The sequence below is a fragment of the Streptomyces sp. A2-16 genome (genome assembly GCF_018128905.1).
Lineage (GTDB): Bacteria > Actinomycetota > Actinomycetes > Streptomycetales > Streptomycetaceae > Streptomyces.
In genome coordinates this window covers 6,604,942-6,630,476 of sequence record NZ_CP063808.1, presented here as the reverse complement: position 1 = coordinate 6,630,476, position 25,535 = coordinate 6,604,942, and the positions used below count along the sequence as shown (strand labels likewise).

At 71.1% G+C, this 25,535-nt stretch carries 25 protein-coding genes and 1 riboswitch; of the genes, 19 read left to right on the top strand and 6 right to left on the bottom strand.

The features are described from left to right. Window positions 1-35 precede the first annotated feature (35 nt). Together IOD14_RS29735 and IOD14_RS29730 are read left to right on the top strand one after the other, a co-directional pair. A complete protein-coding gene (locus IOD14_RS29735; protein ID WP_123987898.1) occupies window positions 36-848 on the top strand; it encodes a carbon-nitrogen hydrolase family protein in 813 nt (270 codons plus the stop codon). A gap of 60 nt (window positions 849-908) precedes the next feature. Further along, window positions 909-2,609, top strand: a complete 1,701-nt coding sequence (locus IOD14_RS29730) for an NAD(P)/FAD-dependent oxidoreductase (protein WP_123987897.1) — start codon at window positions 909-911, stop codon at window positions 2,607-2,609. Window positions 2,610-2,641: 32 nt separating this feature from the next. Here IOD14_RS29730 and IOD14_RS29725 read toward each other — a convergent pair whose 3' ends face one another. Next, on the bottom strand, window positions 2,642-3,328 hold the full coding sequence (locus tag IOD14_RS29725) for a DUF5995 family protein (RefSeq protein WP_123987896.1): 687 nt from the start codon (window positions 3,326-3,328) through the stop codon (window positions 2,642-2,644). A gap of 175 nt (window positions 3,329-3,503) precedes the next feature. On the opposite strand from IOD14_RS29725, the gene IOD14_RS29720 reads away from it, so the two are divergent. Together IOD14_RS29720 and IOD14_RS29715 are read left to right on the top strand one after the other, a co-directional pair. Further along, window positions 3,504-4,631, top strand: coding sequence for a glycoside hydrolase family 6 protein (locus IOD14_RS29720; RefSeq protein WP_212673428.1), 1,128 nt, complete (start codon window positions 3,504-3,506; stop codon window positions 4,629-4,631). Between the two features lie 80 nt (window positions 4,632-4,711). Continuing rightward, a complete protein-coding gene (locus IOD14_RS29715; protein ID WP_212672022.1) occupies window positions 4,712-5,170 on the top strand; it encodes a thioesterase family protein in 459 nt (152 codons plus the stop codon). On the opposite strand, the gene IOD14_RS29710 is transcribed toward IOD14_RS29715, so the two are convergent. Then, window positions 5,130-6,341 (bottom strand): MFS transporter, encoded by a 1,212-nt coding sequence (locus IOD14_RS29710; protein WP_212672021.1) that lies wholly within the window; start codon window positions 6,339-6,341, stop codon window positions 5,130-5,132. The genes IOD14_RS29715 and IOD14_RS29710 overlap by 41 nt on opposite strands. A 114-nt stretch (window positions 6,342-6,455) precedes the next feature. Between IOD14_RS29710 and IOD14_RS29705 the strand changes: the two genes are divergently transcribed. From IOD14_RS29705 to IOD14_RS29660, 10 genes are all read left to right on the top strand, one after another. Next, entirely contained in the window at window positions 6,456-7,628 is a 1,173-nt protein-coding gene (locus tag IOD14_RS29705; protein WP_212672020.1) for an ROK family transcriptional regulator, read from the top strand. A gap of 251 nt (window positions 7,629-7,879) precedes the next feature. After that, window positions 7,880-8,010, top strand: a riboswitch (FMN riboswitch). Between the two features lie 147 nt (window positions 8,011-8,157). Then, a complete protein-coding gene (locus tag IOD14_RS29700) occupies window positions 8,158-8,763 on the top strand; it encodes a riboflavin synthase (RefSeq protein ID WP_123987892.1) in 606 nt (201 codons plus the stop codon). Then, complete coding sequence (gene pnuC, locus IOD14_RS29695) at window positions 8,760-9,410, top strand: nicotinamide riboside transporter PnuC (RefSeq protein ID WP_212672019.1); 651 nt, start codon at window positions 8,760-8,762, stop codon at window positions 9,408-9,410. Before IOD14_RS29700 ends, pnuC begins: the two co-directional genes overlap by 4 nt. Further along, complete coding sequence (locus IOD14_RS29690) at window positions 9,407-10,696, top strand: bifunctional 3,4-dihydroxy-2-butanone-4-phosphate synthase/GTP cyclohydrolase II (RefSeq protein ID WP_123987890.1); 1,290 nt, start codon at window positions 9,407-9,409, stop codon at window positions 10,694-10,696. The genes pnuC and IOD14_RS29690 overlap by 4 nt, the downstream gene beginning before the upstream one ends. A 24-nt stretch (window positions 10,697-10,720) precedes the next feature. Next, a complete protein-coding gene (ribH, locus tag IOD14_RS29685) occupies window positions 10,721-11,206 on the top strand; it encodes a 6,7-dimethyl-8-ribityllumazine synthase (RefSeq protein ID WP_020128903.1) in 486 nt (161 codons plus the stop codon). A 34-nt stretch (window positions 11,207-11,240) separates the two neighbouring features. Further along, window positions 11,241-11,513, top strand: coding sequence for a phosphoribosyl-ATP diphosphatase (locus tag IOD14_RS29680; protein ID WP_020117406.1), 273 nt, complete (start codon window positions 11,241-11,243; stop codon window positions 11,511-11,513). Window positions 11,514-11,557: 44 nt separating this feature from the next. Beyond that, a complete protein-coding gene (hisG, locus tag IOD14_RS29675; RefSeq protein WP_123987889.1) occupies window positions 11,558-12,415 on the top strand; it encodes an ATP phosphoribosyltransferase in 858 nt (285 codons plus the stop codon). A 14-nt stretch (window positions 12,416-12,429) separates the two neighbouring features. Continuing rightward, a complete protein-coding gene (locus tag IOD14_RS29670) occupies window positions 12,430-12,888 on the top strand; it encodes a PH domain-containing protein (RefSeq protein WP_123987888.1) in 459 nt (152 codons plus the stop codon). A 179-nt stretch (window positions 12,889-13,067) separates the two neighbouring features. Then, entirely contained in the window at window positions 13,068-14,402 is a 1,335-nt protein-coding gene (locus tag IOD14_RS29665; RefSeq protein WP_212672018.1) for a hemolysin family protein, read from the top strand. Continuing rightward, window positions 14,399-15,475 (top strand): hemolysin family protein, encoded by a 1,077-nt coding sequence (locus IOD14_RS29660; RefSeq protein WP_212672017.1) that lies wholly within the window; start codon window positions 14,399-14,401, stop codon window positions 15,473-15,475. The genes IOD14_RS29665 and IOD14_RS29660 overlap by 4 nt, the downstream gene beginning before the upstream one ends. Window positions 15,476-15,565: 90 nt before the next feature. Here IOD14_RS29660 and IOD14_RS29655 read toward each other — a convergent pair whose 3' ends face one another. Then, on the bottom strand, window positions 15,566-17,428 hold the full coding sequence (locus tag IOD14_RS29655) for an AAA family ATPase (RefSeq protein WP_123987879.1): 1,863 nt from the start codon (window positions 17,426-17,428) through the stop codon (window positions 15,566-15,568). 432 nt (window positions 17,429-17,860) lie between these two features. Next, window positions 17,861-18,481, bottom strand: coding sequence for a hypothetical protein (locus tag IOD14_RS29650; protein WP_212672016.1), 621 nt, complete (start codon window positions 18,479-18,481; stop codon window positions 17,861-17,863). 226 nt (window positions 18,482-18,707) lie between these two features. On the opposite strand from IOD14_RS29650, the gene IOD14_RS29645 reads away from it, so the two are divergent. The 3 genes from IOD14_RS29645 to IOD14_RS29635 all read left to right on the top strand — a co-directional run bounded on the left by IOD14_RS29645 (window position 18,708) and on the right by IOD14_RS29635 (window position 21,075). Further along, window positions 18,708-20,069, top strand: a complete 1,362-nt coding sequence (locus IOD14_RS29645) for a peptidase C39 family protein (protein ID WP_123987878.1) — start codon at window positions 18,708-18,710, stop codon at window positions 20,067-20,069. Window positions 20,070-20,210: 141 nt separating this feature from the next. Then, on the top strand, window positions 20,211-20,348 hold the full coding sequence (locus IOD14_RS29640; protein ID WP_123987877.1) for an SCO1431 family membrane protein: 138 nt from the start codon (window positions 20,211-20,213) through the stop codon (window positions 20,346-20,348). Window positions 20,349-20,412: 64 nt separating this feature from the next. Beyond that, entirely contained in the window at window positions 20,413-21,075 is a 663-nt protein-coding gene (locus tag IOD14_RS29635) for a TetR/AcrR family transcriptional regulator (RefSeq protein ID WP_123987876.1), read from the top strand. Window positions 21,076-21,275: 200 nt separating this feature from the next. Here IOD14_RS29635 and IOD14_RS29630 read toward each other — a convergent pair whose 3' ends face one another. After that, the gene (locus IOD14_RS29630; protein ID WP_212672015.1) at window positions 21,276-22,571 is read right to left on the bottom strand and encodes a glycoside hydrolase family 18 protein; all 1,296 of its coding nucleotides are present in this window, start codon (window positions 22,569-22,571) and stop codon (window positions 21,276-21,278) included. 337 nt (window positions 22,572-22,908) lie between these two features. Here IOD14_RS29630 and IOD14_RS29625 point away from each other — a divergent pair, with 337 nt between their 5' ends. Beyond that, a complete protein-coding gene (locus IOD14_RS29625) occupies window positions 22,909-24,081 on the top strand; it encodes an acyl-CoA dehydrogenase (RefSeq protein ID WP_212672014.1) in 1,173 nt (390 codons plus the stop codon). Here IOD14_RS29625 and IOD14_RS44545 read toward each other — a convergent pair. Beyond that, window positions 24,044-24,271, bottom strand: coding sequence for a hypothetical protein (locus IOD14_RS44545; RefSeq protein ID WP_123987873.1), 228 nt, complete (start codon window positions 24,269-24,271; stop codon window positions 24,044-24,046). The two genes, IOD14_RS29625 and IOD14_RS44545, sit on opposite strands and share 38 nt — an antisense overlap. A 149-nt stretch (window positions 24,272-24,420) precedes the next feature. Here IOD14_RS44545 and IOD14_RS29620 point away from each other — a divergent pair, with 149 nt between their 5' ends. After that, window positions 24,421-25,533 carry a hypothetical protein gene (locus tag IOD14_RS29620; protein WP_212672013.1) on the top strand — a complete coding sequence of 371 codons (1,113 nt, stop codon included), beginning with the start codon at window positions 24,421-24,423 and terminating at the stop codon, window positions 25,531-25,533. Window positions 25,534-25,535 lie beyond the last annotated feature (2 nt).

Sequence of the window (25,535 nt, the reverse complement as noted above, 5' to 3'; positions counted from 1 at the left end):
CCCCCACATCCACCTCCGCCCGGTGAGGATCACGCATGCGCACCGCCCTGCTCCAGAGCTCCGGCCGCCCCGGCTCCGTCGAGGGGAACCTCAAGGTTCTCGACGAGGCCGCGGGCCGGGCCGCCGCCGCGGGCGCCGCGCTGCTGACCGCACCCGAGATGTTCCTCACGGGCTACGCGATCGGCGACGACATCGCCCGCCTCGCCGAAGCGGCCGACGGCGAGTCGGCGGACGCGGTCGCGGAGATCGCCGAGCGGCACGGGATCGCGATCGCCTACGGGTATCCCGAGCGCCAGGCCGACAAGGTCTTCAACTCCGTCCAGCTGATCTCCGCGGACGGCGCCCGGCTCGCCGGCTACCGCAAGACGCACCTCTTCGGCTGCTTCGAGCGCGACCACTTCGAGCCCGGTGAACAGCCGGTGGTCCAGGCCGAGTTGGGCGGACTCACGGTCGGCCTCATGATCTGCTACGACGTCGAGTTCCCGGAGAACGTCCGCGCCCACGCCCTCGCCGGCACCGACCTCCTGATCGTGCCGACGGCCCAGATGCACCCGTTCCAGTTCGTCGCCGAGTCCCTCGTGCCCGTGCGGGCCTGGGAGAACCAGATGTACGTCGCCTACGTCAACCGGGTCGGCCGGGAAGGGGAGTTCGAGTTCGTCGGGCTCTCCGTGCTCGCCGGCCCCGACGGGGTGGCCCGCGCCCGCGCCGGGCACGGCGAGGAGCTGGTGTTCGCCGACGCCGACCCCGCTCTCCTGGCCGCGTCCCGCGCCGCGAACCCGTACCTCACGGACCGCAGGCCCGGCCTCTACGGGTCCCTCGCCCGACCGACGTCAATGCCTGACGCCTGACGCCCGACGCCCGAGCCCGACGTCTGAACCACCCTCACCGCTTCTAGGAGTCCGTACCCCATGACGTCCACCGTGCCCAACGCCGTCGAGCACGCAGACGAGCAGCAGCCGCCGATCACCATGTTCGGACCGGACTTCCCGTACGCCTACGACGACTTCCTCGCCCACCCGGCAGGCCTCGGCCAGATCCCGGCGACCGAGCACGGCACCGAGGTCGCGGTGATCGGCGGCGGCCTCTCCGGGATCGTGGCCGCGTACGAGTTGATGAAGATGGGCCTCAAGCCGGTCGTGTACGAGGCCGACCGGATCGGCGGCCGGTTGCGGACCGTGGGCTTCGAGGGCCAGGGCACCCAGGGCCTCACCGCCGAGATGGGCGCCATGCGCTTCCCGCCCTCCTCCACCGCCCTCCAGCACTACATCGACCTCGTCGGTCTCGAGACCCGCCCCTTCCCCAACCCCCTTGCGGAGGCGACCCCTTCGACGGTCGTCGACCTCAAGGGCGAGTCGCACTACGCGGAGACCGTCGCCGACCTCCCGCAGGTCTACCGCGATGTCGCCGAGGCCTGGAACAGGTGCCTCGAAGAGGGCGCCGACTTCACCGACATGAACCGCGCCCTGCGCGAGCGGGACGTGCCGCGGATCCGTGAGATCTGGGCGCGGCTCGTCGAGAAGCTCGACAACCAGACCTTCTACGGCTTCCTCTGCGACTCCGAGGCCTTCCGGTCCTTCCGGCACCGCGAGATCTTCGGCCAGGTCGGCTTCGGCACCGGCGGCTGGGACACCGACTTCCCGAACTCCATCCTGGAGATCCTGCGCGTCGTCTACACGGAGGCCGACGACCATCACCGCGGGATCGTCGGCGGCTCGCAGCAGCTGCCGCTCAGGCTGTGGGAGCGCGCGCCGGAGAAGATCGTCCACTGGGCGTACGGCACCTCGCTGGCGAGCCTGCACACGAACGGCGAGCCCCGGCCCGCCGTCACCCGGCTGCATCGCACCGCCGGCAACCGGATCACCGTGACGGACGCCGGAGGGGACATCCGCACCTACGCGGCGGCGATCTTCACCGCCCAGTCCTGGATGCTGCTCTCCAAGATCGCGTGCGACGACTCGCTCTTCCCGATCGACCACTGGACGGCGATCGAGCGCACCCACTACATGGAGTCGAGCAAGCTGTTCGTCCCGGTCGACCGGCCGTTCTGGCTCGACAAGGACGAGGAGACCGGCCGGGACGTCATGTCGATGACGCTCACCGACCGCATGACGCGCGGGACGTACCTCCTCGACGACGGCCCGGACAGGCCCGCCGTCATCTGCCTCTCCTACACCTGGTGCGACGACAGCCTGAAGTGGCTGCCGCTGTCCGCGAACGAGCGGATGGAGGTCATGCTGAAGTCGCTCGGCGAGATCTACCCCAAGGTCGACATCAGGAAGCACATCATCGGCAGCCCGGTGACCGTCTCCTGGGAGAACGAGCCCTATTTCATGGGCGCGTTCAAGGCGAACCTGCCCGGCCACTACCGCTATCAGCGGCGCCTGTTCACCCACTTCATGCAGGACACGCTGCCCGAGGACAAGCGGGGCATCTTCCTCGCCGGCGACGACATCTCCTGGACGGCCGGCTGGGCCGAGGGCGCGATCCAGACAGCGCTGAACGCGGTGTGGGGCGTCATGCACCACTTCGGCGGCGAGACCGACGCGACCAACCCGGGCCCGGGGGACGTGTACGAGGAGATCGCGCCGGTCGAACTCCCCGAGGACTAGCTCCCGGCGGCCCGCGGCCGCTCCAAGTCGGCTCAGTCCGGCAGCGGCGTGAGCAGCATGCGGCCCGCGAACCCCACCGCCGTGTCCAGGCGCTCGGTGAACTCCCCGGCCACGTCGGGCAGTCCGCGCAGCGCCCACAGAGCGCGGGCCGCGGTCCAGGTCGCGTCGCGGGCGCGCTCCAGGCTCCAGGAGCCCAGCAGATGGGTGAGCGGGTCGGCGATCTGGAGGAGGTCGGGGCCCGGCATCAGATCCTCGCGGATGCGCTCCTCCAGCGAGACGAGGAGATCACCCACGCGGTCGAACTCGTCCTCCACGTCGGCGGGTTCGCAGTCGAGGCTACGACAGGTGTCCACCACCGCGAGCGCCAGGTCGTGCCCGATGTGCGCGTTGATGCCCGCGAGCGCGAACTGAAGCGGTCGTACGCCGGGATGACGACGGAACTGGAACAGCGGGCGCCAGCAGGCCGGCGGACGGTGCTCGCGGGCGACCGCGTCCACCGCCGCGAGATAGCGCTCGGCGAACCGCACGTCCAGCGTGATCGCGGCCCGCGCGTCCGCGAACCGGCCCCCGTCCACGCACCGGTCGACCGCCTCGGTGACGGCGAGGTAGACGCGGTTGAAGACCGCTACGCCGTCCCGCGCGGGAAGTTCCTCGTCCAGGGCGCGCATACGGGAGACGACCGCGTCGAGGGGAGTGGTGAACTGTTCCAATTGCGCCATGTCGGCAGGGTCCCAGTCCTACGCTGGCCGGGGTACCGGCGGGCCCGAGGCTTCCCCAGAACGGGGGAACCCGACGCCCGCCGCGCGAGGGGGGAGCGAGAGGGTGTCAGGCTTACGTGCCCAGCGGCTGGCCGCGCGTCGCGCCGCACGCAGACGTGCCCTGGGCCGTGGCGCGATGGTCGCGGCCGCCTCCGTGGTGGTCGCCGTCGGCACCGCGACCGGGATGCACTCCGCGCTCGGCGACCGCGACGGCTCGGACACGGTGCGACCGGCGTCGGCCGACGGCTCCACGGGAGTGCGCACGGCGCCGATGGTGCCGTCGGGGCCCGCGTCGGTGTCGGTGTCCCCCTCCGTCTCCGCCCCCGCCTCCAAGAAGGCGAGCGCCAAGGCGTCGCCGTCACCCCGGAAGGCGAGCCGCCCGCCCGCCGAGGCCCCCTCCACCCGTCTGTACCGCCACCCCTCCTCCCAGGTGCTCGACTGGGTGCAGGGAAACCCGCGCGACTGGCGCGCCGACGTCATCGAGTCCCGCATCGCGGACCGGCCGGCCGCGGTCTGGTTCGCCGACTACGCCCCGGCGAGCATCACCTCCCGGGTCCGCGCGGTCACCTCGGGCGGCGCCGCGCAGGGCCGGGTCCCGGTGCTCGTGGCGTACACGATCCCGGACCGCGACTGCGGCGGCGCCTCCCAGGGCGGGGCCCCGGACCTCGGCGCGTACGACGCCTGGATCGACAGGTTCGCCGCGGGGCTCGGCTCCGCGGAGGTCGTCGTCGTCCTGGAGCCCGACTCCATCGCCCAGTCCGACTGCCTCTCGGCCGCCGGAAGGGCCGACCGCTTCGCCTCGCTGGCCCGCGCGGGCCGCGTGCTGAAGGCCGCGAACCCACGGGCCCGCGTCTACTACGACGCCGGTCACTCCGGCTGGCACCCGGCCGCCAAGCAGGCATCCCTGCTGAAGCAGGCGGGCGCCGCCTCGGCCGCCTCCTCGGACGGGATCTTCAGCAACGTCTCCAACTTCCACGTCACCTCCGCCGAGATCGCCTACGACCGTCAGGTCCTCGACGCCCTCGCCGGACCGTCGGGCCTGGGCGCCGTCATCGACACCAGCCGCAACGGCAACGGCGCCCCGCCCGACGGCGAGTGGTGCGACCCGGCGGGCCGGAAGATCGGCCGGGCGCCGACCCTGAACACCGGCGAGCCGAGGATCGACGCCTACCTGTGGGTGAAGCTGCCGGGGGAGTCGGACGGCTGCAAGGGCACACCGGGCACCTTCAGCCCGTCGTACGCCTATGACCTGGCCTCGCCGTAGGCACACCGGAGGCCGCACGAGCCTGGACTGAGCGACCGCTTAGGATAGTGATCGTTGTCCCATGCACCCAGGAGCCCGCCGTGACCGCCGAAGCCACCCTCGACCCCGCCCTGTCCTGCGGCCGGCTGATCCCGGTCACCGTCCACTTCGACGACCTGGACGCCCTGGGCATGCTCCACAACGCCCGTTACCCGCTGCTCGTCGAGCGGGCCTGGACGGAGTTCTGGGAGGAGCGCGGCATCCGCTTCGACGGTGACTGGGTGAGCGCCGGGGATGCCTGCAACGTCGTCAAGGAGCTGATCATCGGGTACGACGTCCCCGTCACCCGGTCCGGCCCCTACGCCGTCCACCTGTGGCTGGAGCGGCTCGGCACCACCGGCCTGACCTACGGCTTCCGTTTCTGCTCGGCGGACGGGGCCACGACATTCGCGCGCGGCACCCGGGTGCTGGTCCGGCTCGACGCGACGACCCTGCGTCCCGCCCCCTGGAGCGACGGCTTCAGGGCCGCCGCTCGGGAACTGCTGAGGCCGCAGGGCTGAGCCTTGGGCGGTCGCGGTCGCCGGCGCGCAGCACGCCCGCGAAGGCGACGATGCCGCCGGCCAGGACGGTCACCAGGACGAAGGACACCGTCAGGCTGGTGGCCTGGGCCAGCGTGCCGATCGCGCTCGGGGCGACCAGTCCCGAGGTGTAGGTGATCGTCGCGACTCCGGCGATCGCCAGGCTGGGGTTGGACCCGCTGCGGCCCGCGGCGGCGAAGCACAGCGGCACGACCACCGCGATGCCGAGACCCATCAGCGCGAACCCGGCCATCGCCGCGGCCGGACGGTCCGCGAGGACGATGAGCAGGCCGCCGAGCACGGCCAGGGCCCCGCTCGCCCGGACCGAGCGCACCGAACCGAACCGGTCCACGATCCGGTCGCCGACGAGCCGCGCGATCGCCATGGTGAACGTGAAGCCGGTGGTGCACGCGGCCGCGAGCCCGGCCGAGGCCTCCAGCCGGTCCCGCAGGTAGACCGCCGACCAGTCCAGGCTGGCGCCCTCCGCGAACACCGCGCAGAACCCGACCGCGCCGATGAGCAGCGCCGACTTCGGCGGCAGCGCGAACCGGGGCGGCGGCTCCTCGTCCTCGGTGGGCTGGAGGTCCAGCACCCACCGGCAGAACAGCAGCCCCAGCAGGGTGAGCGTGGCCGACGCGAGAGCGTGGTGCAGCCGGGCGTCCGAGCCCAGGTGCGCGGCGAGCGTGCCGGCCGCCGAGCCGATCAGGGCGCCCGCGCTCCACATGCCGTGCAGCCCGGACATGATCGAGCGGCCCAGGCGGTTCTCGATCTCGACGCCGAGCGCGTTCATCGCCACGTCCGCCATGCCGGCCGTCGCCCCGTAGACGAAGAGCGCCAGGCAGAGCGTGAGGAGGTTGGGGGCCAGGGAGGGCAGCACCAGGGCCAGCGTCCACAGGGTGATCAGACCGCGCAGGGCGTTCCGGGCGCCGAAGCGGTGGCTGACGCGGCCCGCAAGGGGCATCGCCACGGACGCGCCGAGCGCGGGGAAGGCCAGTGCGAGCCCCAACTGCCCGGCGCTCACCGAGGAATGGTCCTGGATCCACGGCACCCGTGTCGCGAACGAACCGGTCACGGCCCCGTGCACGGCGAACACGGCGGCCACGGCGTACCGGGCCCGCCGTACCTCTGCCGACGCCTGAACCACATCGCTCATTGTCGGGCCCCTCCCCGGATCCTCGTCGTTCCGCTGCTGCCGCCGTAAACTATCAGGAACCCTGCCTGTTAGATAGCGCCTATTCGGCAACGTGGATCTGAGAGGATTCCCGGCATGCCCGCATCCCCGAGCACCGCCCGGGCCATCAACGACCGGCTCGCCCTGCGTCTGCTCCAGCAGGAAGGCCCGCTGACGGCAGGGCAGTTGAAGCAGCTCACCGGACTGTCCCGGCCGAGCGTCGCCGACCTCGTCGAGCGCCTCGCCGCCGCCGGGCTGATCGGCGTGGTCGGGGAGTCGGGCGAACAGCGCCGCGGCCCCAACGCCAGGCTGTACGGCATCGTGGCCGACCGCGCCCACTTCGCCGCCCTCGACGTCCGCACCGAGGGCGTCTCCGTCGTCGTCTGCGACCTGCTGGGGAGGGTGCTGACCGAGGCGTCGGTGCCCATCGGCGGGGACACCGGGACCGGGCCCGCGGTCGAGCAGGCGGTCGCGCTGGTCGAACGCGCGGCGAAGGAGGGCGGGGTGGCCGAACTCCACACCCTCGGCATCGGCGCCCCCGGACTGATCGACCCGGCCAGCGGTGAACTCCGCGACTCCGGCGGCCTGCCCGCATGGCACCGGCGGCTGGTGCTGGCGCTGCAGGAGCGGCTTCCGGCGACCCGGGTCCACGTCGAGAACGAGACCAACCTCGCGGCGCTGGCCGAACAGCGCGAGGGGGCGGCCCGGGACCGGGACACCTTCGTCCTGCTGTGGCTCGGCCACGGCACGGGCGCGGCGGTCGTCCTGGACGGCAGCCTGCGCCGGGGTGCGTCGGGCGGCACGGGGGAGATCGGTTTCCTTCCGGTGCCGGGCACGGCCGTCCTGCCGTCGGCGACGGACTGCGAGGGAGGCTTCCATTCCCTGGCGGGCTCGGCGGCGATCGCCGCTCTTGCCACGGAGCACGGTCTGACGGCCGAGGGCGACGGATACGAGCCGGTGGCCGCCGGGCTGGTGCGGCAGGCGGTGGCCCAGGCCTCGGCGGCCTTCCTCGACGCGCTCGCCGACCGCCTCGCCGTGGGAGTCGCCTCCGTCGCCGCGGTCCTGGACCCCGGTTGCGTGGTGCTGGGCGGCGAGGTCGGCGAGGCGGGCGGCCCCGACCTCGCGGCGAGGGTGGAGCACCGGGTCCGCCGGATGTCACCGCTGCCCACCGAGGTCCGGGCCGGCGTCCTGGGAGGCGGGGCGGTGCTGCGCGGAGCCCTGCTGACGGCGAGGGACCGCGCTCAGGACGACGTGTTCGCGCCTCGCTAGAGGCGTGCCTCACCCGGGAAGGAGACCCGGCGGCGGGCAAGGGCCGTCATCACCGCCGCCGGGCCCGTCTCTACGGGTGTCCACGTACAGCGACCCTAAAAAGGACTAGACCATTTCGTCAATGGATCTGCGTCATCCGCCCGTTGGGAGGCCGGTCCGCACAAGTCCATCGATACGGTCTGTGAGCCACCCCACACCCTTCGCCTCTTTGGACGTCGATCGGGCGTGGCACACTGGCTCTGTACCAGAAGCAGCGCACTCCGGGGTCGGTGAAAGTCCGAACCGGCGGTTACAGTCCGCGACCCGGCCGCTTCCAGCGGCCGGTTGACCAGGTGAAATTCCTGGACCGACGGTTAAAGTCCGGATGGGAGGCAGTGCGCGGCGGGCGGGCATTCGTGCGCGCCGCCGTATCCGTTCGTCCTGAGGGACGAGTGCGTCCGGCGTCGCCCCCGGTGTTCCCGCTCGTTCATTCTGTCGTCATCGACAGCCCCGGAGTCCGTGCCCGAATGAGGCAGGGAGGACCCGGGAAGTGTTCACCGGAATCGTCGAAGAGCTGGGCGAGATCACCGCCGTCGAGAACCTCGGCGACGCCTGTCGCTTCCGACTGCGCGGCCCCGTCGTCACCGAGGGCGCGAAACACGGGGACTCCATCGCCGTCAACGGCGTCTGCCTCACCGTCGTCGACCACGAGGGCGACGAGTTCACCGCCGACGTCATGGCCGAGACCCTCGACCGCTCGAGCCTCGGCGCCCTGGGCGTCGGCTCCCGCGTCAACCTGGAGCGCCCCACCGCCGTCGGCGCGCGCCTCGGCGGGCACATCGTCCAGGGGCATGTGGACGGCACCGGCGAGGTCCTGGAGCGCAAGCCCTCGGAGAACTGGGAGATCATCAAGATCTCGCTGCCCGCGGACCTCTCGCGCTACGTCGTCGAGAAGGGCTCCATCACGGTCGACGGCATCAGCCTCACCGTCGTGGACGCCGGGCCCGACTACTTCACGGTCAGCCTGATCCCCACCACCCTCGCCCTGACCACGCTCGGCCTCAAGCAGCCCGGCGCCCCGGTCAACCTCGAGGTCGACGTCGTCGCCAAGTACGTCGAGCGCCTGCTCGCGAGCAGCCAGGGGGCGGGACAGTGAACTCCCTCAACACCGAGGCCTTCACCCTGTTCGGCCAGCACATCCTCTGGTCCGACATGATCGGCAACATCCTCGGCCTCATCGCCCTCGCCCTCGGCTGGCGCCGCAACCTGTGGAGCTGGCCGGTGCAGTTCGCCTCCGGCCTCATCCTCTTCGGCGCCTTCTACGGGCACCTCACCGGCAGCGCCGGCAAGCAGGCCGTCGTCATGCTCGTCGCCCTGTACGGCTGGTGGCAGTGGAACCGCAACAAGGGGCGGGCCGAGGACGGCGGGGACGGGCACATCACCCCCCGCTTCGCCACCTGGCGCGAGCGCGGCGCCCTCGTCGGCGCCGCCGCCGTCGGCACCGTCGCCGTCGCCCTGCTCTTCAAGGCCTACCCGAGCCTGTCCTGGGACCCCTGGCCGGACGCCTACATCTTCGTCGGCACCGTCGTCGCCATGTACGCCCAGGCCCGCGGCATGGTCGAGTTCTGGTTCGCCTGGCTCCTCGTCGACCTCGTCGGCGTCCCGCTGAACTTCGCCAACGGCTACGCCTTCTCCGGTTTCGTCTACGTCATCTACGGCGCGCTCGTCCTGTGGGGCATGCGCGACTGGTGGCTGCGCTCCCGCGAGTCCGCGCGGCCCGTCATGGAAGGAGCGCCGGCATGACCGCCGCACCCATTCTGTACAGCACCGACGGGTTCGAGGACTTCGCGCTGGACCCCGTCGAGCAGGCCATCGCCGACATCGCGGCCGGCCGCCCCATCGTGGTCGTCGACGACGAGGACCGCGAGAACGAGGGCGACCTCGTCGTCGCCGCCGAGAAGATCACCCCCGAGATCGTCGCCTTCATGATGAGCGAGTGCCGCGGCCTGATCTGCGCCCCCATGGAGGGCGACGAACTGGACCGGCTCAAGCTGCCGCAGATGGTCGACGACAACACCGAGTCGATGAAGACCGCGTTCACCGTCTCCGTGGACGCGTCCGGCGCCCACGGTGTGACCACCGGGATCTCGGCATCCGACCGCGCGACGACGCTCCAGCTCCTCGCGAGCGGCGACGCCGAGCCCACCGACTTCGTCCGCCCCGGCCACATCTTCCCGCTGCGCGCCAAGGACGGAGGCGTCCTCACCCGCAACGGCCACACGGAGGCCGCCGTCGACCTGGCCCGCCTTGCGGGACTGCGCCCGGCCGGCGCGATCGTCGAGATCGCCGGCGAGGACGGCCGGATGCTGCGGCTGCCCGAGCTGATCCCCTTCGCCCGCAAGCACGGCCTGACGATCATCTCCATCGAGGACCTGATCGCCTACCGCCGCACCAGCGAGCCCACGGTCCGCCGCGAGGCCGAGACCCGGCTGCCCACCGCCCACGGCACCTTCACGGCGTACGGCTACCGCTCGATCGTCGACGGCGTCGAGCATGTCGCGCTCGTCCACGGAGAGATCGGCGACGGCGAGGACGTCCTGGTCCGCGTCCACTCCGAGTGCCTCACCGGCGACATCTTCGGCTCCCTGCGCTGCGACTGCGGCCCCCAGCTCGACGCCTCCCTGGAGCGCATCCAGGAAGAGGGCAGGGGAGTGGTGGTCTACCTGCGCGGCCACGAGGGGCGCGGCATCGGCCTGCTGTCCAAGCTGCGGGCGTACGAACTCCAGGAACAGGGCCGCGACACCCTCGACGCCAACCTGGAGCTCGGCCTGCCCGCCGACGCCCGGGACTACGGCGCGGGCGCGCAGATCCTCGAGGACCTCGGCGTCCGCAGCCTGCGCCTGATGACCAACAACCCCGACAAGTCCGACGCCCTCCTCCGGCACGGCCTCAAGGTCACAGGGCGGGAGCCGATGCCCGTGCAGGCGGGCGAGCACAACCTCCGCTACCTGCGCACCAAGCGGGACCGGATGGGCCACGACCTTCCCTGGCTGGACACCAACCCGGTGTCCACCTGCAGCAACCAGTAAGCACTTCGAGGAGAGTTCGAGAACGTGAGCGGCAAGGGTGCACCGGAGCTGTCCGTACGCAACGTGGGTGACCTGAGGGTCGCCGTCATCGCGGCGCAGTGGCACGAGAAGGTGATGGACGGACTGGTCGACGGCGCCCTGCGCGCCCTGCACGACCTGGGCATCGACGAGCCGACCCTGCTCAGGGTCCCCGGCAGCTGGGAGCTCCCGGTCGTCGCCAAGGTCCTCGCGGGCCGCGGCTACGACGCGATCGTCGCCCTCGGTGTCGTCATCCGCGGCGGCACCCCGCACTTCGAGTACGTGTGCCAGGGCGTCACCCAGGGCCTCACCCAGGTCTCGGTCGAGACCGGCGTCCCCGTCGGCATGGGCGTGCTGACCTGCGACACCGAGGAACAGGCCCTGGACCGGGCCGGCCTCGAGGGCTCCAACGAGGACAAGGGGCACGAGGCGGTGACCGCCGCGGTGGCCACCGCGGCCACCCTCCGCTCAGTATCTGAACCGTGGCGTTAGGTGGTCCGGGCTTACGCGTAAAGTGGGCGCCACCATGTCCAATAAGACGTTCGAGGAGCTCTTCACCGAGCTCCAGCACAAGGCCGCCAACGGCGATCCCGCCACCTCCCGCACCGCAGAGCTGGTCGGCAAGGGCGTCCATGCCATCGGCAAGAAGGTCGTCGAAGAGGCCGCCGAGGTCTGGATGGCCGCCGAGTACGAGGGCAAGGAGGCGGCCGCCGAGGAGATCTCGCAGCTGCTCTACCACGTCCAGGTGATGATGGTCGCGCGAGGGATCTCCCTCGACGACGTCTACGCCCACCTGTAAGCCAGTCGCCGAAACCACCCCTGAGAGCAAAGGAAGCCGACCTCATGCTGCGCATCGCCGTCCCCAACAAGGGTTCCCTGTCAGGCCCTGCGGCGGACATGCTGCATGAGGCCGGCTACCAGCAGCGCCGCGAGTCCAAGGAACTGCGGATCGTCGACCCGGTCAACGACGTGGAGTTCTTCTACCTCCGCCCCCGGGACATCGCGATCTACGTCTCCTCCGGTCAGCTCGACATCGGCATCACAGGCCGTGACCTGCTGATCGACTCCGGGGCCGACGCCGAGGAGATCCTCCCGCTCGGCTTCGCCCGCTCCACCTTCCGCTTCGCCTCCAAGCCGGGCACCGCGAACGGCGTCGAGGACCTCAAGGGCAAGACGGTCGCCACCTCCTACGAGGGGATCGTCGCCGGACACCTCGCCGACAACGGCATCGACGCCGCCGTCGTCCACCTCGACGGTGCCGTCGAGACCGCGATCGAGCTCGGAGTCGCCGAGGTCATCGCGGACGTCGTCGAGACCGGAACCAGCCTGCGCAACGCGGGCCTGGAGGTCTTCGGCGAGCCCATCATGAAGTCCGAGGCCGTCGTCATCCGCCGCACCGGCGCCGACGCCGACGAGGCCGCCGAGTCGAAGGTCCAGCAGTTCCTGCGCCGCCTCCAGGGCGTCCTCGTGGCCCGGACGTACGTGATGATGGACTACGACTGCCGCGTCGAGCAGCTCGAGAAGGCCGTCGCGCTCACGCCCGGCCTGGAGTCCCCGACCGTCTCCCCGCTGCACAACGAGGGCTGGGTCGCCGTCCGCGCGATGGTCCCCGCCAAGGAGGCGCAGCGGATCATGGACGACCTGTACGACATCGGCGCGCGGGCCATCCTGACGACGGCCATCCACGCCTGCCGTCTGTGAGGGGTGTGCCGCACATGTCCTCCGAACCGCCCACTCTTCCCGTCACCTTCCGGCCGGGCCGCACCCGGGCCGTGCTGCTCACCGCGGGTGTCGCGATCTTTGTGACGATCACGGTGATCGCGCTGCTCCTGGAGCAGCTCGGCCCCGGCGAGCGCCTCAGCTTCATCTTCACCGCGGCCCTGCTCGCCGGAGTGCTGTTCCTGCTGGCCAGGGTGAAGGTCGTCGCCGACGAGTCCGGGGTCACCGTCCAGAACATCGCCGGCAGGCGGCATCTGGAATGGGCCGAGATCATCCAGGTGAACCTCCGCCCGGGCGACCCCTGGGTCTTCCTGAACCTGAGTGACGGCACCAGCCTGCCGGCCCTCGGCATCCAGCCGGGCATCGCGAAGCAGCAGGCCATCGCCGACGCGAAGGCCCTGCGCGCGCTCGCCGAGGCCCGCTCCACAGCCCGCTCCGACGAAGATCAGGGCTGACTCGGGGGCTTCCACCCTGCCGCAGTCGGCCCTGTCTTGATTAATCTGTTGGCGGAGGCGTTTTCCTTGCGCCTCCGCCTCTCGTTGTTCCTGCTACCCGAGGAGTGACTCCCTCCAGCGATGGACGGATCGTCCTGTAGTACCTGCGCCGCCCCCTCCCGGCATATCGAGGCGGCGGCATGACCATCCCCTTGCTGCTCCTCGGAGCGGCGTTCCTGCTGATTCTCGCCAACGGCTTCTTCGTGGCGGCCGAGTTCGGACTCGTCACCGTCGAAGCCACGGACGCCGAGAAGGCGGCCGCGGAAGGCGACCGACGTGCCCGCAGGGTCGCCGAGTCGCTCAAGGAGCTGTCGTTCCAGCTCTCCGGCACCCAGCTCGGCATCACCATCACCTCCCTGGTCGTCGGCATGCTCGCCGAACCGGCCCTCGCGGAACTGCTGCACGGCCCGTTCACGGCCATCGGCATCCCCGAGGGCGCGGTCTCCGGCGTGGCCGTCGTCGTCGGCATGCTGCTGGCCTCGGCCGTGCAGATGGTGATCGGCGAACTCGTGCCCAAGAACTGGGCGGTGTCCAAGCCGATGCAGGTCGCTCGCTTCGTCGCCGGCCCGCAGCACGTCTTCGCCCGGCTGTTCCGGCCGGTGATCGCCGCCCTGAACGCGGTCGCCAACCGGCTCGTGCGCGCGCTCGGCATCGAGCCCGCCGACGAACTGGCCTCCGCCCGCACCCCCGGCGAGCTCGTCTCCCTGGCCCGGCACTCGGCCCAGGCCGGCACCCTGGAACAGGACACCGCGGACCTCTTCGTGCGCACCCTGTCGCTCGCCGAGCTGACCGCGCAGCACGTCATGACCCCGCGTGTGAAGGTCAGCTCGCTCCAGGCCTCCGCCACCGCCGAGGACGTCGTCAACCTCACCCGCGCCACCGGCCTGTCCCGCTTCCCGGTCTACCGCGAGAAGATCGACGAGATCGTCGGCATGGTGCACCTCAAGGACGCCCTGGCGGTCCCGGTGCAGGACCGGCTGCGCACCCCCGTGGTCCGTATCGCCCGCCCGGCGCTGCTGGTGCCCGAGACCCTCCCCGTCCAGCCCCTCCTCGCCCAGCTGCGCAGTGAGCAGCCCATCGCCGTCGTCGTCGACGAGTACGGCGGCACGGCCGGCGTGGTCACCCTGGAGGACATCGTCGAGGAGATCGTCGGCGAGGTCCGCGACGAGCACGACGGTCAGGACGTCCCCGAACTCGCCGCCGCCCCGCCGGAGGACGGCCGCCTCACCTGGGACGCCGACGGCAGCTGCCGGGTCGACATCCTCCAGCGCATAGGACTCGACGTGCCCGAGGGGCCGTACGAGACCGTCGCCGGGCTGGTCGCCGACCTGCTCGGCCGTATCCCCGCCGTCGGCGACCGGGCCGAGCTGCCCGGCTGGCGGCTCACCGTGCGCCAGGTCGGGCACTACCGCGCCGAGCGGGTCCGCCTGGTCCGTCTGGTCCCCGCGGTCAACGTCATGGAGGCCGCCCGATGAGCGTGCTCCAACTCCTCTTCGCCGGGCTGCTGGTGCTCGCCAACGGCTTCTTCGTCGGCGCCGAGTTCGCCCTCGTCTCCGTGCGCCGCAGCCAGATCGAACCGCTCGGCACGGCACGCGCCCGCCAGGTGCTGTACGGCCTCGAGCGGCTTCCCCAGATGATGGCGGCGGCCCAGTTCGGCATCACGGTGTGCTCGCTGACGCTCGGCGCGGTCGCCGAACCGACGGTCGCGCAGCTGCTGGAGCCGGTCTTCGAGTGGATCCATCTGCCGCACGGCATGATCCACCCGCTGGGGTACGTCATCGCCCTGGCCGCGGTGGTCTTCTTCCACCTCGTCATCGGCGAGATGGTCCCGAAGAACCTCGCGATGGCGGCCCCGGAGAAGGTCGCGCTGTGGCTCAGCCCCGGGCTGGTCTGGTTCGCCCGCTTCTGCAAGCCGATCACCATCGCCCTCGGCGCCTGTGCGACGGCCATCCTGCGGCTCTTCCACGTCGAGCCCAAGGACGAGGTCGAGGCCGTGTTCACCAGCGAACAGCTGAACCGGCTGGTCGAGGACTCCGGCCAGGCCGGCCTCCTGGACCCCGAGGAGCAGGAACGCCTGGAGGACGCGCTGGAACTGGGCTCCCGCCCCGTGACGGACGTCCTGCTGAAGCGCGACTCCCTCGTGACGGTCCGCCCCTCGGTGACCCCGGGCCAGATCATCGAACTCACCGGCCGCACCGGGTACTCCCGCTTCCCGATCGCCGCGGAGAACGGTGCGTTCATGGGATACCTGCATGTGAAGGACGTACTGGACCTGGAGGACTCGCAGCGGGCGGTGCCCCAGCAGATCTGGCGCCCGATGACGAAACTGCGGTCCGATCTGCCGCTGGACGACGCGCTCACAGTGATGCGGCGCGCGGCGACCCACCTGGCCCAGGTGGCGGACGGGTCCGGGAAGGTGCTGGGGCTGGTGGCCCTGGAGGACGTACTGGAACTGCTGGTCGGCGAGGTACGTGACCCTGCGCACCGGGAGCTGCCGGAGGTACGGGTGACCGAGCCCCGGAGCAGCGAGGGGGCGTTGGCGTCGTAGGGGTCGTCCTACGGCTGCGGGCCGGTGGGGACTGCCTTCAGGGGCGCGGGGAACTGCGCCAGAAGCCCCACCGGCCCGCAGCCGGACGACTCACATCGCCGACGGATCCTGCGGCCCCCGCCCCGACAACACCTCTCCGTACGCCTGCATGAGATCCGGCAGCCGAAGTGTCGACAAGTCGTCTCGGCTCAGCATCCCCGGATACACGGACAACCGAAGATCCCGGTACGCACAGCTCTTCTCGTACAGCGTGCGCAGGAACCGCCCGTTGCCCAGTTCGTCGATCCACCCCTGGTCCACCACGTGCCCGGCGATGGAGCGCAGCTCGTCCAGGGCCTCCTCGTCCCAGACGTCCCCGTTCTCGCTCGCCAGCACCTCACCGATGGAGGTGAGTTCGAGGGGGCGGTACGAGGGGAAGTCCACGCGGGTCGTGAAGCGGGAGGACAGCCCGGGGTTCGCGGCGAGCAGGCGGTCCATGCCCTCCGGGTAACCCGCCAGGATCACGACCAGGTGATCCCGGTTGTCCTCGGCCCGCTTCAGCAGCACCTGGAGCGCCTCGTCGCCGTACGCGTCCCCCTTGCCGTAACCGGAGTTGGAGAGCGAGTACGCCTCGTCGACGAAGAGGACGCCGCCCAGGGCCGAGTCGATGAGCTCGTTGGCCTTCACGGCCGTCTGGCCGAGGTACTCCCCGACGAGATCCGCCCGCTGCGCCTCCACGAGATGGTCGCCGCCGAGCAGGCCGAGGGCGTAGAAGACGCGCCCGAGGATGCGGGCCACCGTGGTCTTGCCGGTGCCGGAGGGCCCGGAGAAGACGAAGTGACGTTTGGGCGGCTGTACCGGCAGGCCCTGCCCGGCGCGCAGGCGCGCCATGTTCAACTGCGCGGACAGGGCCTTGACCTGGCGCTTCACCGGCTCCAGGCCCACCATGCGCTCCAGCTCGGTGAGCGCCTCCTCCAGTAAGACCGGATCGGTGGGCCCCGCGGGCAGCGGCCCCGCCGGTGCGCCCGACCTCTCGCGTCCGGCCGGGTCGCTCAGCGAGGGCAGCGGACCGGTGGGCGGCTCCGGATCGGAGAGCTTCAGCTCGCGCCCCTCCATGCCGAACAGCGGATCGATCCCGTCGGGCCCCTCCAGCACGTCCTGCCCGAACCCGGTGAGCGTGATCGACGCGAGGTCGGCCGGGTCGTCGTACCCGTCGCCCTCGGCGATCGCGGCGAGCCGGGCCGAGGTGTCCATGAAGGCGGGGTCGACGCGGTGCACGGCCCGGTACAGGGGGAGCGCGGCGGCGGACCGGCCCGTGCCCTCGTGGGCCCGGGCCAGCCAGTACCGCAGCTCCTTGCGCTGGGGCTGCTCGCTGCGACAGCGCATCAGGGCCGCCGAGAGCAGGGGTTCGGCCTGGCCGTACATCTCCAGGCGGACCCGGGCCATGCCGCCGAACAGACCCGCCTCGATGCCGAGCATGGCGTCGTCGATCAACGGGTCGGTGTGCCGGACCAGTTGCTCCCAGTCCTTGACGAGATAGGCCCGGCAGGCGTGCAGGAAGCGGACCTGGTGGTCGGTGTCCACCGGGGGCAGGCCCGCGAGGGCCCGGTCCAGCTCGGGGACATGGCGGCCGTCCAGCCAGTGCGAGGCGTGCGCGAGGAGCAGGTCACGCGGGCTCTCCAGGACCGGTTGCACCCACCAGCCCAGCCAGTACCAGGAGTTGAGGGAGCGCCGGTGCCGGGCGCGCTGTTCGCCGAAGCGCTCGCGGTGCCGGAACATCCTGAGCAGCGCGGTCGTCGTGTCGACGCGCAGCGCGTGCAGTCCGAGCCATCCGTCGGCCATCCCGGGATCGATCCGCACCGCGGCCCGGAACTCCTCCTCCGCCTGCGGATAGGCGCCCATCGTGTAGGCGTCCACACCTCGCAGCCAGGCGAGGTCGGCCGGGGCCTCGGGGCCCTGCGTGCCGAAATCCATCACGTCCCCCACAAACCGTGCCCCCGTGGTGTCACCACCGGGCCGACGCCCGGTGGCCGCCTTCGTCCAACCGCTGTGCCGCGGACCGCAGTTGCAACGGTGCGCAGAGCAGTCGTCCGTAGGTCGCACCGAGGGCATCGTACCTGCGGTGGTGTCGCCCGCCGTAGGGTGCCGCACAGGCCGTTTGACGAGGTGGGAGCAGATGAGGCGCACCGCGGGCGGTGACCGAGGGTGAGCGAATCGCGCCTCACGGCGTCCGAAAATCCGTGTGAGGGCAGAACGAAGCCCCCGATCACGGGGGAACAACCGGGGGCTTCGCGACTGCGGGCGGCTTCGAACGGCCGCACATTGAGAACGTAAGACCTGTACGGCCCCTCGGTCAAGCGGAGTTGGGCGACTCAGGCAAGTTCCTACCAGTGGGTCTTCACAGGTTCAACACATCGATGCCGGGCCGTCACCGTGCGTGACATCGCGGTCCGGTCCAACGGTCTCGGGGGCCCCTGTGGCGATCTCGTACCCCTCCCGGCGCTGCCGCACCAGGAGATCGGCGAAGGGCCGGGACGGGTCTTCGGCGAAATGCCGCTGTTCCGCCTCGACCCATCCCTCCCAGAATTCCCGCAGCTCCGCCCCGTCCCGCACACGGCCCCGCGTCCAGGACTCCTCGCGGGGCAGATCCATCCACAGCAGCAGTGCCAGATACGGCCTCAGTGCGCGCCGGCCCGCGCCGACCCCCTCCAGGAGGATCACCGGGGCGGGCGGCAGGGCGCGGGGCGGGCCGAAGCGGCGGGCGTGCCAGTCGTAGACGCCGTACCGCGCGGTCTCGCCGCGGCCGAGCGGTGTGATCACCTCGCTCAGCAAGCGCCCGGTCCAGTCGAAGAGTTCGTCGTGACTGGCGATGTCGTCGAGGTGCAGCACCGGTGCGCCGCCGAGGGCGTCCGCCAACTGCCCGGCGAACGTGGACTTTCCGGATCCGGCGTGCCCGTCGATTCCGACCAGACGGACCGGGCCGCAGGACGGGGACAGACGGCGGAGCCGGGAGGCGAGGTCGCGCACGGTGTTCCTGAGGGCTGGGCGGGCGGGGCGCGGCCAGTCTAGTGACGGCCCGCCCCCGGTCGCGGAACCACAGGTTCCCAGGTCATGCCAGTGGACGAGACCAATATTCGTGGGCGTGGCATGGCCCGAAGTGCTGGCAGGAGCATGTCGCCTCATCCATAGTTGGGCCCACAACCGTGCATTGGAACCGCCCCGACTCGGACACCACCTGGGGGTTTGCCCACCCATGAGCAGAGCCGAACAGCCGTCCCGCAGAACCGTTCTGGCCGTCGCGGTCGCCGCCGCGGTGGCCGGTGGCGCGGGCCCCGCGGCCGCCGCCGCAAGCGCGGCCGACGCGGTGCCCGACGAGGCCGCCGACCGCCCGGTCGACAACCACGCGTGGATCACGTACAGCGACTGGCGCGCCGGCGCCGCGAAGGGCACCCGTGCCGTCGCAGGCAGCCGCCCCGGTGTCGTGATCAGCGCCCCCGCCGGCACCACCGAGTACACTGACCCGCACACCGGGACCTCCGCCACCTGGGAGTACGCGACCTGGACCTCCCCGGTCCACCGGCTCGCGGTGCCCTCCACCGAGGTGATCGCCTCCTGGAACGCCCACACCCCGGCCGGCACCTGGATCCAGATCGAACTGCAGGGGACGTACTCGGACGGCACGGCCACCCCCTGGTACGTGATGGGCCGCTGGGCGGCCGGTGACGGGGACATCAGGCGGACCTCGGTCGACGACCAGACCGACGACAAGAGCACCGTCTGGACGGACACCTTCGCGATCGACGACCCGTCGACCGGGCTGCGCCTGGCGTCGTACCGGCTGCGGCTGACCCTGTACCGCAAGCCGGGCGCCAAGAACACGCCGACCGTCTGGCGGCTCGGCGCGATGGGCTCCGACGTCCCGGACCGTTTCACCGTCCCGGCCTCCGCACCCGGCCTCGCCCGGGAACTGATCGTCCCGCGCTACTCGCAGGAGATCCACAAGGGCCAGTACCCGGAGTACGACAACGGCGGCGAGGCCTGGTGCAGTCCCACCTCCTCGCAGATGATCATCGAGTACTGGGGCGGCCGGCTCACCAAGGAGCAACTGGCCTGGGTCGACCCGTCGTACGCCGACCCGCAGGTCTGTCACGCGGCCCGGTACACCTACGACTACCAGTACGCGGGCTGCGGCAACTGGCCCTTCAACGCGGCCTACGCGGCGACGTTCAAGGACCTCCAGGGCGTGGTCACCCGGCTCGGCTCGCTGACCGACCTGGAGACGCTGATCGCGGCCGGCATCCCGGCCATAACGTCCCAGTCGTTCCTCAAGGAGGAGCTCACCGGGGCCGGCTACGGCACTTCGGGCCACCTCATGACCGTGATCGGCTTCACCGCCGAGGGCGATGTGATCGCCAACGACCCGGCCTCGCCGAGCGACGAGGAAGTGCGGCGCGTCTACAAGCGGCGCGAGTGGGAGAACGTCTGGCTGCGCACCAAGCGGTACAACGCCAGCGGCAAGGTCGTCTCCGGCACCGGAGGCGTCTGCTACCTGTACTTCCCCGCCTGCCCCAGCCCTCGCCAGCGCAAGGCGCTCGAGGCGGTGGGCGTGCGCTGAGACGTCCTGGACCGGCCCCCGGCACCCGTCGGGGGTCGCTCGCTGTGACCAAGCTCTCGGCCGCAAAAGCCGCCGAGGGTGGCAAGGTGGACGGATCGGCGGGGGGACTCCGACCAGTACATCCGAGATCAGCGAGACGCCATGACCGCACACTCCGCCAGCGCCGCCCGCACCCGTACCGGGGGACCCGACGACGGTCCGAAGATCCTCGAGCATGTCGCGGGCTGGACCCTCGTCGCGGTGATCGCGATGCTCGTCACCCAGCTCGGACTGCTGTGACCTGATCCAGGCGACCTGACATACTGCCGGTGTTCCGACGCCAGCCCGAGACCAGGGTCGAAATTTGAATATCAGTGATCAGCGTGAAGCCGCTCGGCCACGGGCCCGCGGTACCGAGCGCTCGGTTGCGCGCCGCGCCGAACTCATCGCCATCGGGCGGAAGTTGTTCGCGGACACGTCCTACGACGCGCTCTCCATGGACGACATCGCCAAGCAGGCGCATGTCGCCAAGGGGCTGATCTACTACTACTTCCAGTCCAAGCGGGGCTACTACCTGGCGATCATCCAGGACTCCGTCGCCGACCTGGTCACCTACGCGGCGAGCGGTCTCGAGATGGAGCAGGTCGACCGCGTCCAGCGCACTCTGGACAGCTATCTGCGGTACGCCGAGCACAACCAGGCGGCCTACCGCACCGTCGTCAGCGGCGGTGTCGGTTTCGACGCGGAGGTGCACGCCATCCGGGACGGGGTGCGCGCGGCGATCGTGGCGACCATCGCCGAAGGGGCCTACGGCCGTACCGACATCTCCCCGCTGGCCCGCATGGGACTGCTCGCCTGGGTGTGCAGTGTCGAGGGTGCCACCCTCGACTGGATCGACGGCCCGCCCCAGCTCTCCCGCGACACCATGCGCGACCTCCTGGTGAAGACGCTCGGCGCCTCGATGCGCGCCATCGAGGAACTGGACCCCGCCTACCCGGCCCCGGAACCGGCCCGCCGCGACGGCTGACGAGCGCCGGGCGCGGGCCCGTGCAGCCGGGGCGGAAGCCCGTGCAGCCGGAGCGGAAGCCCGTGCGGCCGGAGCGAAGGGGCGCGGAGTCGGAGCGGAGGGCGTGGAGTCGGAGCGGAGGGCGTGGAGTTGGGGCGAAGGCTCGTGGTCCCCCGCCCCAAGTCCCCCGTGGGACCGGCCGGTTCACGGCCTGATCCCGGCTAGTTGATCGCCTTGATCAGCTCGCCGCCCGAGGTGTCCCCGCTCAGTTCCCAGAAGAAGGTGCCGCCCAGACCCTGCTGGTTCTTGTACGTCATCTTCGTCGCGATGGTGGCGGGGGTGTCGTAACTCCACCAGTTGTTGCCGCACTTGGCGTAGGCGGTGCCGCCGACCGTCCCCGTCGCCGGGCACTTGGTCCTGAGCACCTTGTAGTCGTCGATGCCCTGTTCGTAGGTGCCCGCCGCCGGACCCGTCGCGCTGCCACCCGGCGCCGACTGCGTGACACCGGTCCAGCCGCGGCCGTAGAAGCCGATGCCGAGCAGCAGCTTCGAGGCCGGGATGCCGAGGCCCTTGAGTTTGGCGATGGTGGCAGAGGTGTAGTAACCGGCCTTCGGGATGCCGGAGTAGGAGTTCAGCGGCGAGTGCGGGGCCGTCGGCCCGGACGCGTCCCAGGCGCCGAAGTAGTCGTACGTCATCGGGTTGTACCAGTCGACGTACTGGGCCGCCCCCGCGTAGTTCGCGGCGTCGATCTTGCCGCCGGCCGTGGCGTCCGCGGTGATCGCGGCGGTGACCAGCGCGCTGCCGCCGAACTTCGCACGCAGTGCCGCCATCAGGTTCTTGAACGCCTCCCTGCCACTGGTGTCACAGGTGTTGCCGCAGGCGTTCGGATACTCCCAGTCGATGTCGATGCCGTCGAAGACGTCGGCCCACTTGGAGTTCTCGACCAGGTCGTAGCAGGACTGTGCGAACGCGGCGGGGTTGCGGGCCGCCTCGCCGAAGCCGCTCGACCAGGTCCAGCCGCCGAACGACCAGATGACCTTCAGACCCGGGTGCTTCTTCTTCAGCTCGCGCAGCTGGTTGAAGTTGCCCCGCAGCGGCTGGTCCCAGGTGTCGGCGACGCCGTCCACGGACTCGGCCGCCGTGTAGGTGCGGTCGGTCGCCGCGTAGGCGTCGCCCATCGCGCACTTGCCTCCGGTGACGTTTCCGAAGGCGTAGTTGATGTGGGTCAGCTTCGCCGCGGAGCCGGAGGTCTCGATGTTCTTGACGTAGTACTTGCGGTCGTAGGTGCCCCATTCGGTGAAGTAGCCGACGACCTTGGAGCCGGCCGCCTTCACCTGCGGAGCCTGGGGAGTGCCGGAAGCCGCGGAAGCTGCAGCAGCCGCGGAAGTCGCAGCAGCCGCGGAAGCCGCGGGGGTCGCCGTCGCGCTGCTCGCGCCGGCCAGCAGGCCCGCGCCGAGGACCGCGCAGCACGCGGCGGAGATCAGCGCCCGGAAGCGGGCGCGCTGAGGAAGGTGCATCGGTGTCTCCTCGTGGGGGAGAGGGGAACGCCAGCGGATTGGCATGAACGCGGTGAAGCGTTGCCGGAACAGTAGGAGGACTAGACCACCTCGTCAATGGTTCGGACCAATCCGGGCGCGATTCGAGGTCGGCTGTCGGTGCGCCGGTATATCTTGAAGTAAGCGGTCGTTAACCAGTGACCGGGTGTCTCCTTTCGGGCATACTCACAGGGCGCCGCTGGTCAGCAGCTTCCGTGACCCGGGAGACGCGAGCAGCGCCGGCGCCCAGTGAGACCGCGGAGCCGCCCCACCCCACGGCGTGCGCCCGCCAGCGCCCTACAGGGAGGAGAGCGTCGCCATGCCCGACCGCGCCCCGCAGCCGGTGGACCGGCAACTGCCCACGGACGAGGCCCGGGATCTGATCTCGCTCGTCCGCGACATCGCGCAGCACGAGATCGTCCCGCGGGCGGCCGAGGAGGAGGACGCCGGGCACTTCCCGCGCGAGGTCTTCACCCTGCTCTCCCGGACCGGCCTGCTCGGCCTGCCCTACGACTCCGAACACGGCGGCGCCGACCAGCCGTACGAGGTCTACCTCCAGGTCCTCGAAGAACTCGCCGCGGCCCGCCTCACGGTCGGCCTCGGCGTCAGTGTGCACACCCTCGCCTCCTACGCCCTCGCCGCCTACGGCACCAAGGAGCAGCAGGTCGAGCACCTGCCCGCGATGCTCGGCGGCGGACTGCTCGGCGCCTACTGCCTCTCCGAGCCCTCGTCCGGCTCGGACGCGGCCTCGCTGCGCACCCGAGCGGTCCGGGACGGCGACGACTGGGTGATCACCGGCACCAAGGCGTGGATCACCCACGGAGGGGTCGCCGACTTCTACACCGTCATGGCGCGCACCGGCGAGGAGGGCCCCCGCGGGATCACCGCGTTCCTGGTGCCCGCCGACGCGGACGGCGTGAGCGCCGCTGCGCCGGAGAAGAAGATGGGCATGAAGGGCTCGCCCACGGCACAGGTCCACTTCGACGGTGTGCGCGTCCCGGACGGGCGGCGCATCGGCGACGAGGGGCAGGGCTTCGCGATCGCCCTGTCCGCGCTGGACTCGGGGCGCCTCGGCATCGCGGCCTGCGCGATCGGAGTGGCCCAGGCGGCCCTCGACGAGGCGGTCGGCTATGCGACCGGGCGGCAGCAGTTCGGGCGGCCGATCGCCGACTTCCAGGGACTGCGCTTCATGCTCGCCGACATGGCGACCCAGATCGAGGCGGGCCGCGCGCTGTACCTCGCGGCGGCGCGGCTGCGCGATGCCGGACGCCCCTTCGCCAAACAGGCTGCCATGGCCAAGCTGCACTGCACCGACACCGCGATGAAGGTCACCACCGACGCCGTCCAGGTCCTCGGCGGCTACGGCTACACCGCGGACTTCCCGGCCGAGCGGTACATGCGCGAGGCCAAGGTCCTGCAGATCGTCGAGGGCACCAACCAGATCCAGCGGATGGTCATCGCCCGTCATCTAGCGGGTCCGGAGACCCGCTGAACTGGCCCGGCCTGACCTGCGGCGCCGCGAGCCGTACCCACTCCGGGTCGTGGCGCCCCGGCAGGGTGCGGCCACCGCTCGCCCAGGTGCGCATCAGGTCCCGGTAGATGGGCGGGTCCTGGGGTGGCGGCGGTGCGGGACGGTAGGGAGGCGCAACCGATTCTGCAATCGGGGTGTAGGTAAGGGCCATACCGGGGCAACGCGGGAGTCGGCGGCCGGGTCACCGGTCCCGGCAATCGGGCGTGAGTTCGCGGCCGTCCGGGTCGGACATCTGGCCACCTACGGCGAGCTGACGTACCGTCAGCCCCCACCGCAGGCAGACCGGCAGGGAGGCCGGCCATGACCGACGACCGTCCCGTACCGCTCGACGAGTACCCCGTGCACCAGGTGCCCCTGTCCATGAAGTACGTGGCGACGGGCGACCGCAACGCCTACGACCGCTGCATCTTCCACGTCCTGGACCACGACGGACGCGCACTGCTGATCCTCGGGCTCGGTGTCTACCCCAACCTCGGCGTGATCGACGCCTACGCGACCCTGCGCCTCGGCGACACCCTGCACGCGGTGCGCGCCTCGGACGCCTTGCGCGACGACTCCCGCACCGACCTCACCGTCGGCCCGCTGCGCATCCTGGTCGAACGCCCCCTGCGTGACTTCGTGCTGCGCTGCGAGGCGGCCCCGGACGACCCGGACGGGCTGTCGTACGAGATCAACTGGAGCGCCGACTTCCCGGCCCTGTGGGAGCCGCACCACCTTCAGCGGCGGGGCGGCAGGCTCACCCTGGAGGGCAGACGTTTCGTGCAGGCCGGTCACTGCGACGGCTGGATCCGGGTGGGTGGGCGCGAACTGCGGGTGCAGGGCTGGACGGGGGCGCGGGATCGCAGCTGGGGGGTGCGGCCGGTGCCGGGGGAGGAGGGGGGCCGGCTCGCCGAGGAGCATCCCACGTCGGGCTTCCACTGGATCTGGTGCCCGGTCCGCTTCGAGGACCGCTTCCTCATGGTCATCGTCCAGGAGGACGCCGACGGCCACCGCTCGCTCAACGACGCGACCCTGGTGCGGCCCGGTCACCGCGACCGCCAACTCGGCTGGCCCCAGGCCGAGATCACCTACCGCTCCGGTACCCGTCACCCGGAGCGGGCCCTCATCCAACTCGGCGACCCCCGCAAGCCCATGGAGCTGGAGGTGGAGGTCCTCACCTCCACGCCGCTCGCGATCGGCGCCGGCTACCCGCCCGCCGACGACTGGCAGCACGGCACCTGGCAGGGCCGCGACTGGGTCGACCGCCGTACCTACGACCTGACCGAGCCGCACCCCCTGGCCGCCTTCGGTGTCACCGACCATGCCGCCCGCTTCCGGCTGGACGGCCGGACCGGCCACGGCATCTTCGAGCACGGCTCGATCGGACGGCACGACCCGAGCGGCTTCACCGGCTTCGACTCGGTGGCCCCGTAAAG

Coding starts and splice junctions, on each gene's coding strand:
- IOD14_RS29620 (WP_212672013.1), top strand. CDS start 24,421: ATGACCGACGACCGTCCCGTACCGCTCGACGAGTACCCCGTGCACCAG.
- IOD14_RS29640 (WP_123987877.1), top strand. CDS start 20,211: ATGACCGCACACTCCGCCAGCGCCGCCCGCACCCGTACCGGGGGACCC.
- IOD14_RS44545 (WP_123987873.1), bottom strand. CDS start 24,271: ATGGCCCTTACCTACACCCCGATTGCAGAATCGGTTGCGCCTCCCTAC.
- hisG (WP_123987889.1), top strand. CDS start 11,558: ATGCTGCGCATCGCCGTCCCCAACAAGGGTTCCCTGTCAGGCCCTGCG.
- IOD14_RS29655 (WP_123987879.1), bottom strand. CDS start 17,428: ATGGATTTCGGCACGCAGGGCCCCGAGGCCCCGGCCGACCTCGCCTGG.
- IOD14_RS29660 (WP_212672017.1), top strand. CDS start 14,399: ATGAGCGTGCTCCAACTCCTCTTCGCCGGGCTGCTGGTGCTCGCCAAC.
- IOD14_RS29625 (WP_212672014.1), top strand. CDS start 22,909: ATGCCCGACCGCGCCCCGCAGCCGGTGGACCGGCAACTGCCCACGGAC.
- IOD14_RS29670 (WP_123987888.1), top strand. CDS start 12,430: ATGTCCTCCGAACCGCCCACTCTTCCCGTCACCTTCCGGCCGGGCCGC.
- IOD14_RS29735 (WP_123987898.1), top strand. CDS start 36: ATGCGCACCGCCCTGCTCCAGAGCTCCGGCCGCCCCGGCTCCGTCGAG.
- IOD14_RS29710 (WP_212672021.1), bottom strand. CDS start 6,341: ATGAGCGATGTGGTTCAGGCGTCGGCAGAGGTACGGCGGGCCCGGTAC.
- IOD14_RS29630 (WP_212672015.1), bottom strand. CDS start 22,571: ATGCACCTTCCTCAGCGCGCCCGCTTCCGGGCGCTGATCTCCGCCGCG.
- IOD14_RS29690 (WP_123987890.1), top strand. CDS start 9,407: ATGACCGCCGCACCCATTCTGTACAGCACCGACGGGTTCGAGGACTTC.
- IOD14_RS29730 (WP_123987897.1), top strand. CDS start 909: ATGACGTCCACCGTGCCCAACGCCGTCGAGCACGCAGACGAGCAGCAG.
- IOD14_RS29720 (WP_212673428.1), top strand. CDS start 3,504: ATGGTCGCGGCCGCCTCCGTGGTGGTCGCCGTCGGCACCGCGACCGGG.
- IOD14_RS29665 (WP_212672018.1), top strand. CDS start 13,068: ATGACCATCCCCTTGCTGCTCCTCGGAGCGGCGTTCCTGCTGATTCTC.
- IOD14_RS29725 (WP_123987896.1), bottom strand. CDS start 3,328: ATGGCGCAATTGGAACAGTTCACCACTCCCCTCGACGCGGTCGTCTCC.
- IOD14_RS29680 (WP_020117406.1), top strand. CDS start 11,241: ATGTCCAATAAGACGTTCGAGGAGCTCTTCACCGAGCTCCAGCACAAG.
- IOD14_RS29705 (WP_212672020.1), top strand. CDS start 6,456: ATGCCCGCATCCCCGAGCACCGCCCGGGCCATCAACGACCGGCTCGCC.
- IOD14_RS29645 (WP_123987878.1), top strand. CDS start 18,708: ATGAGCAGAGCCGAACAGCCGTCCCGCAGAACCGTTCTGGCCGTCGCG.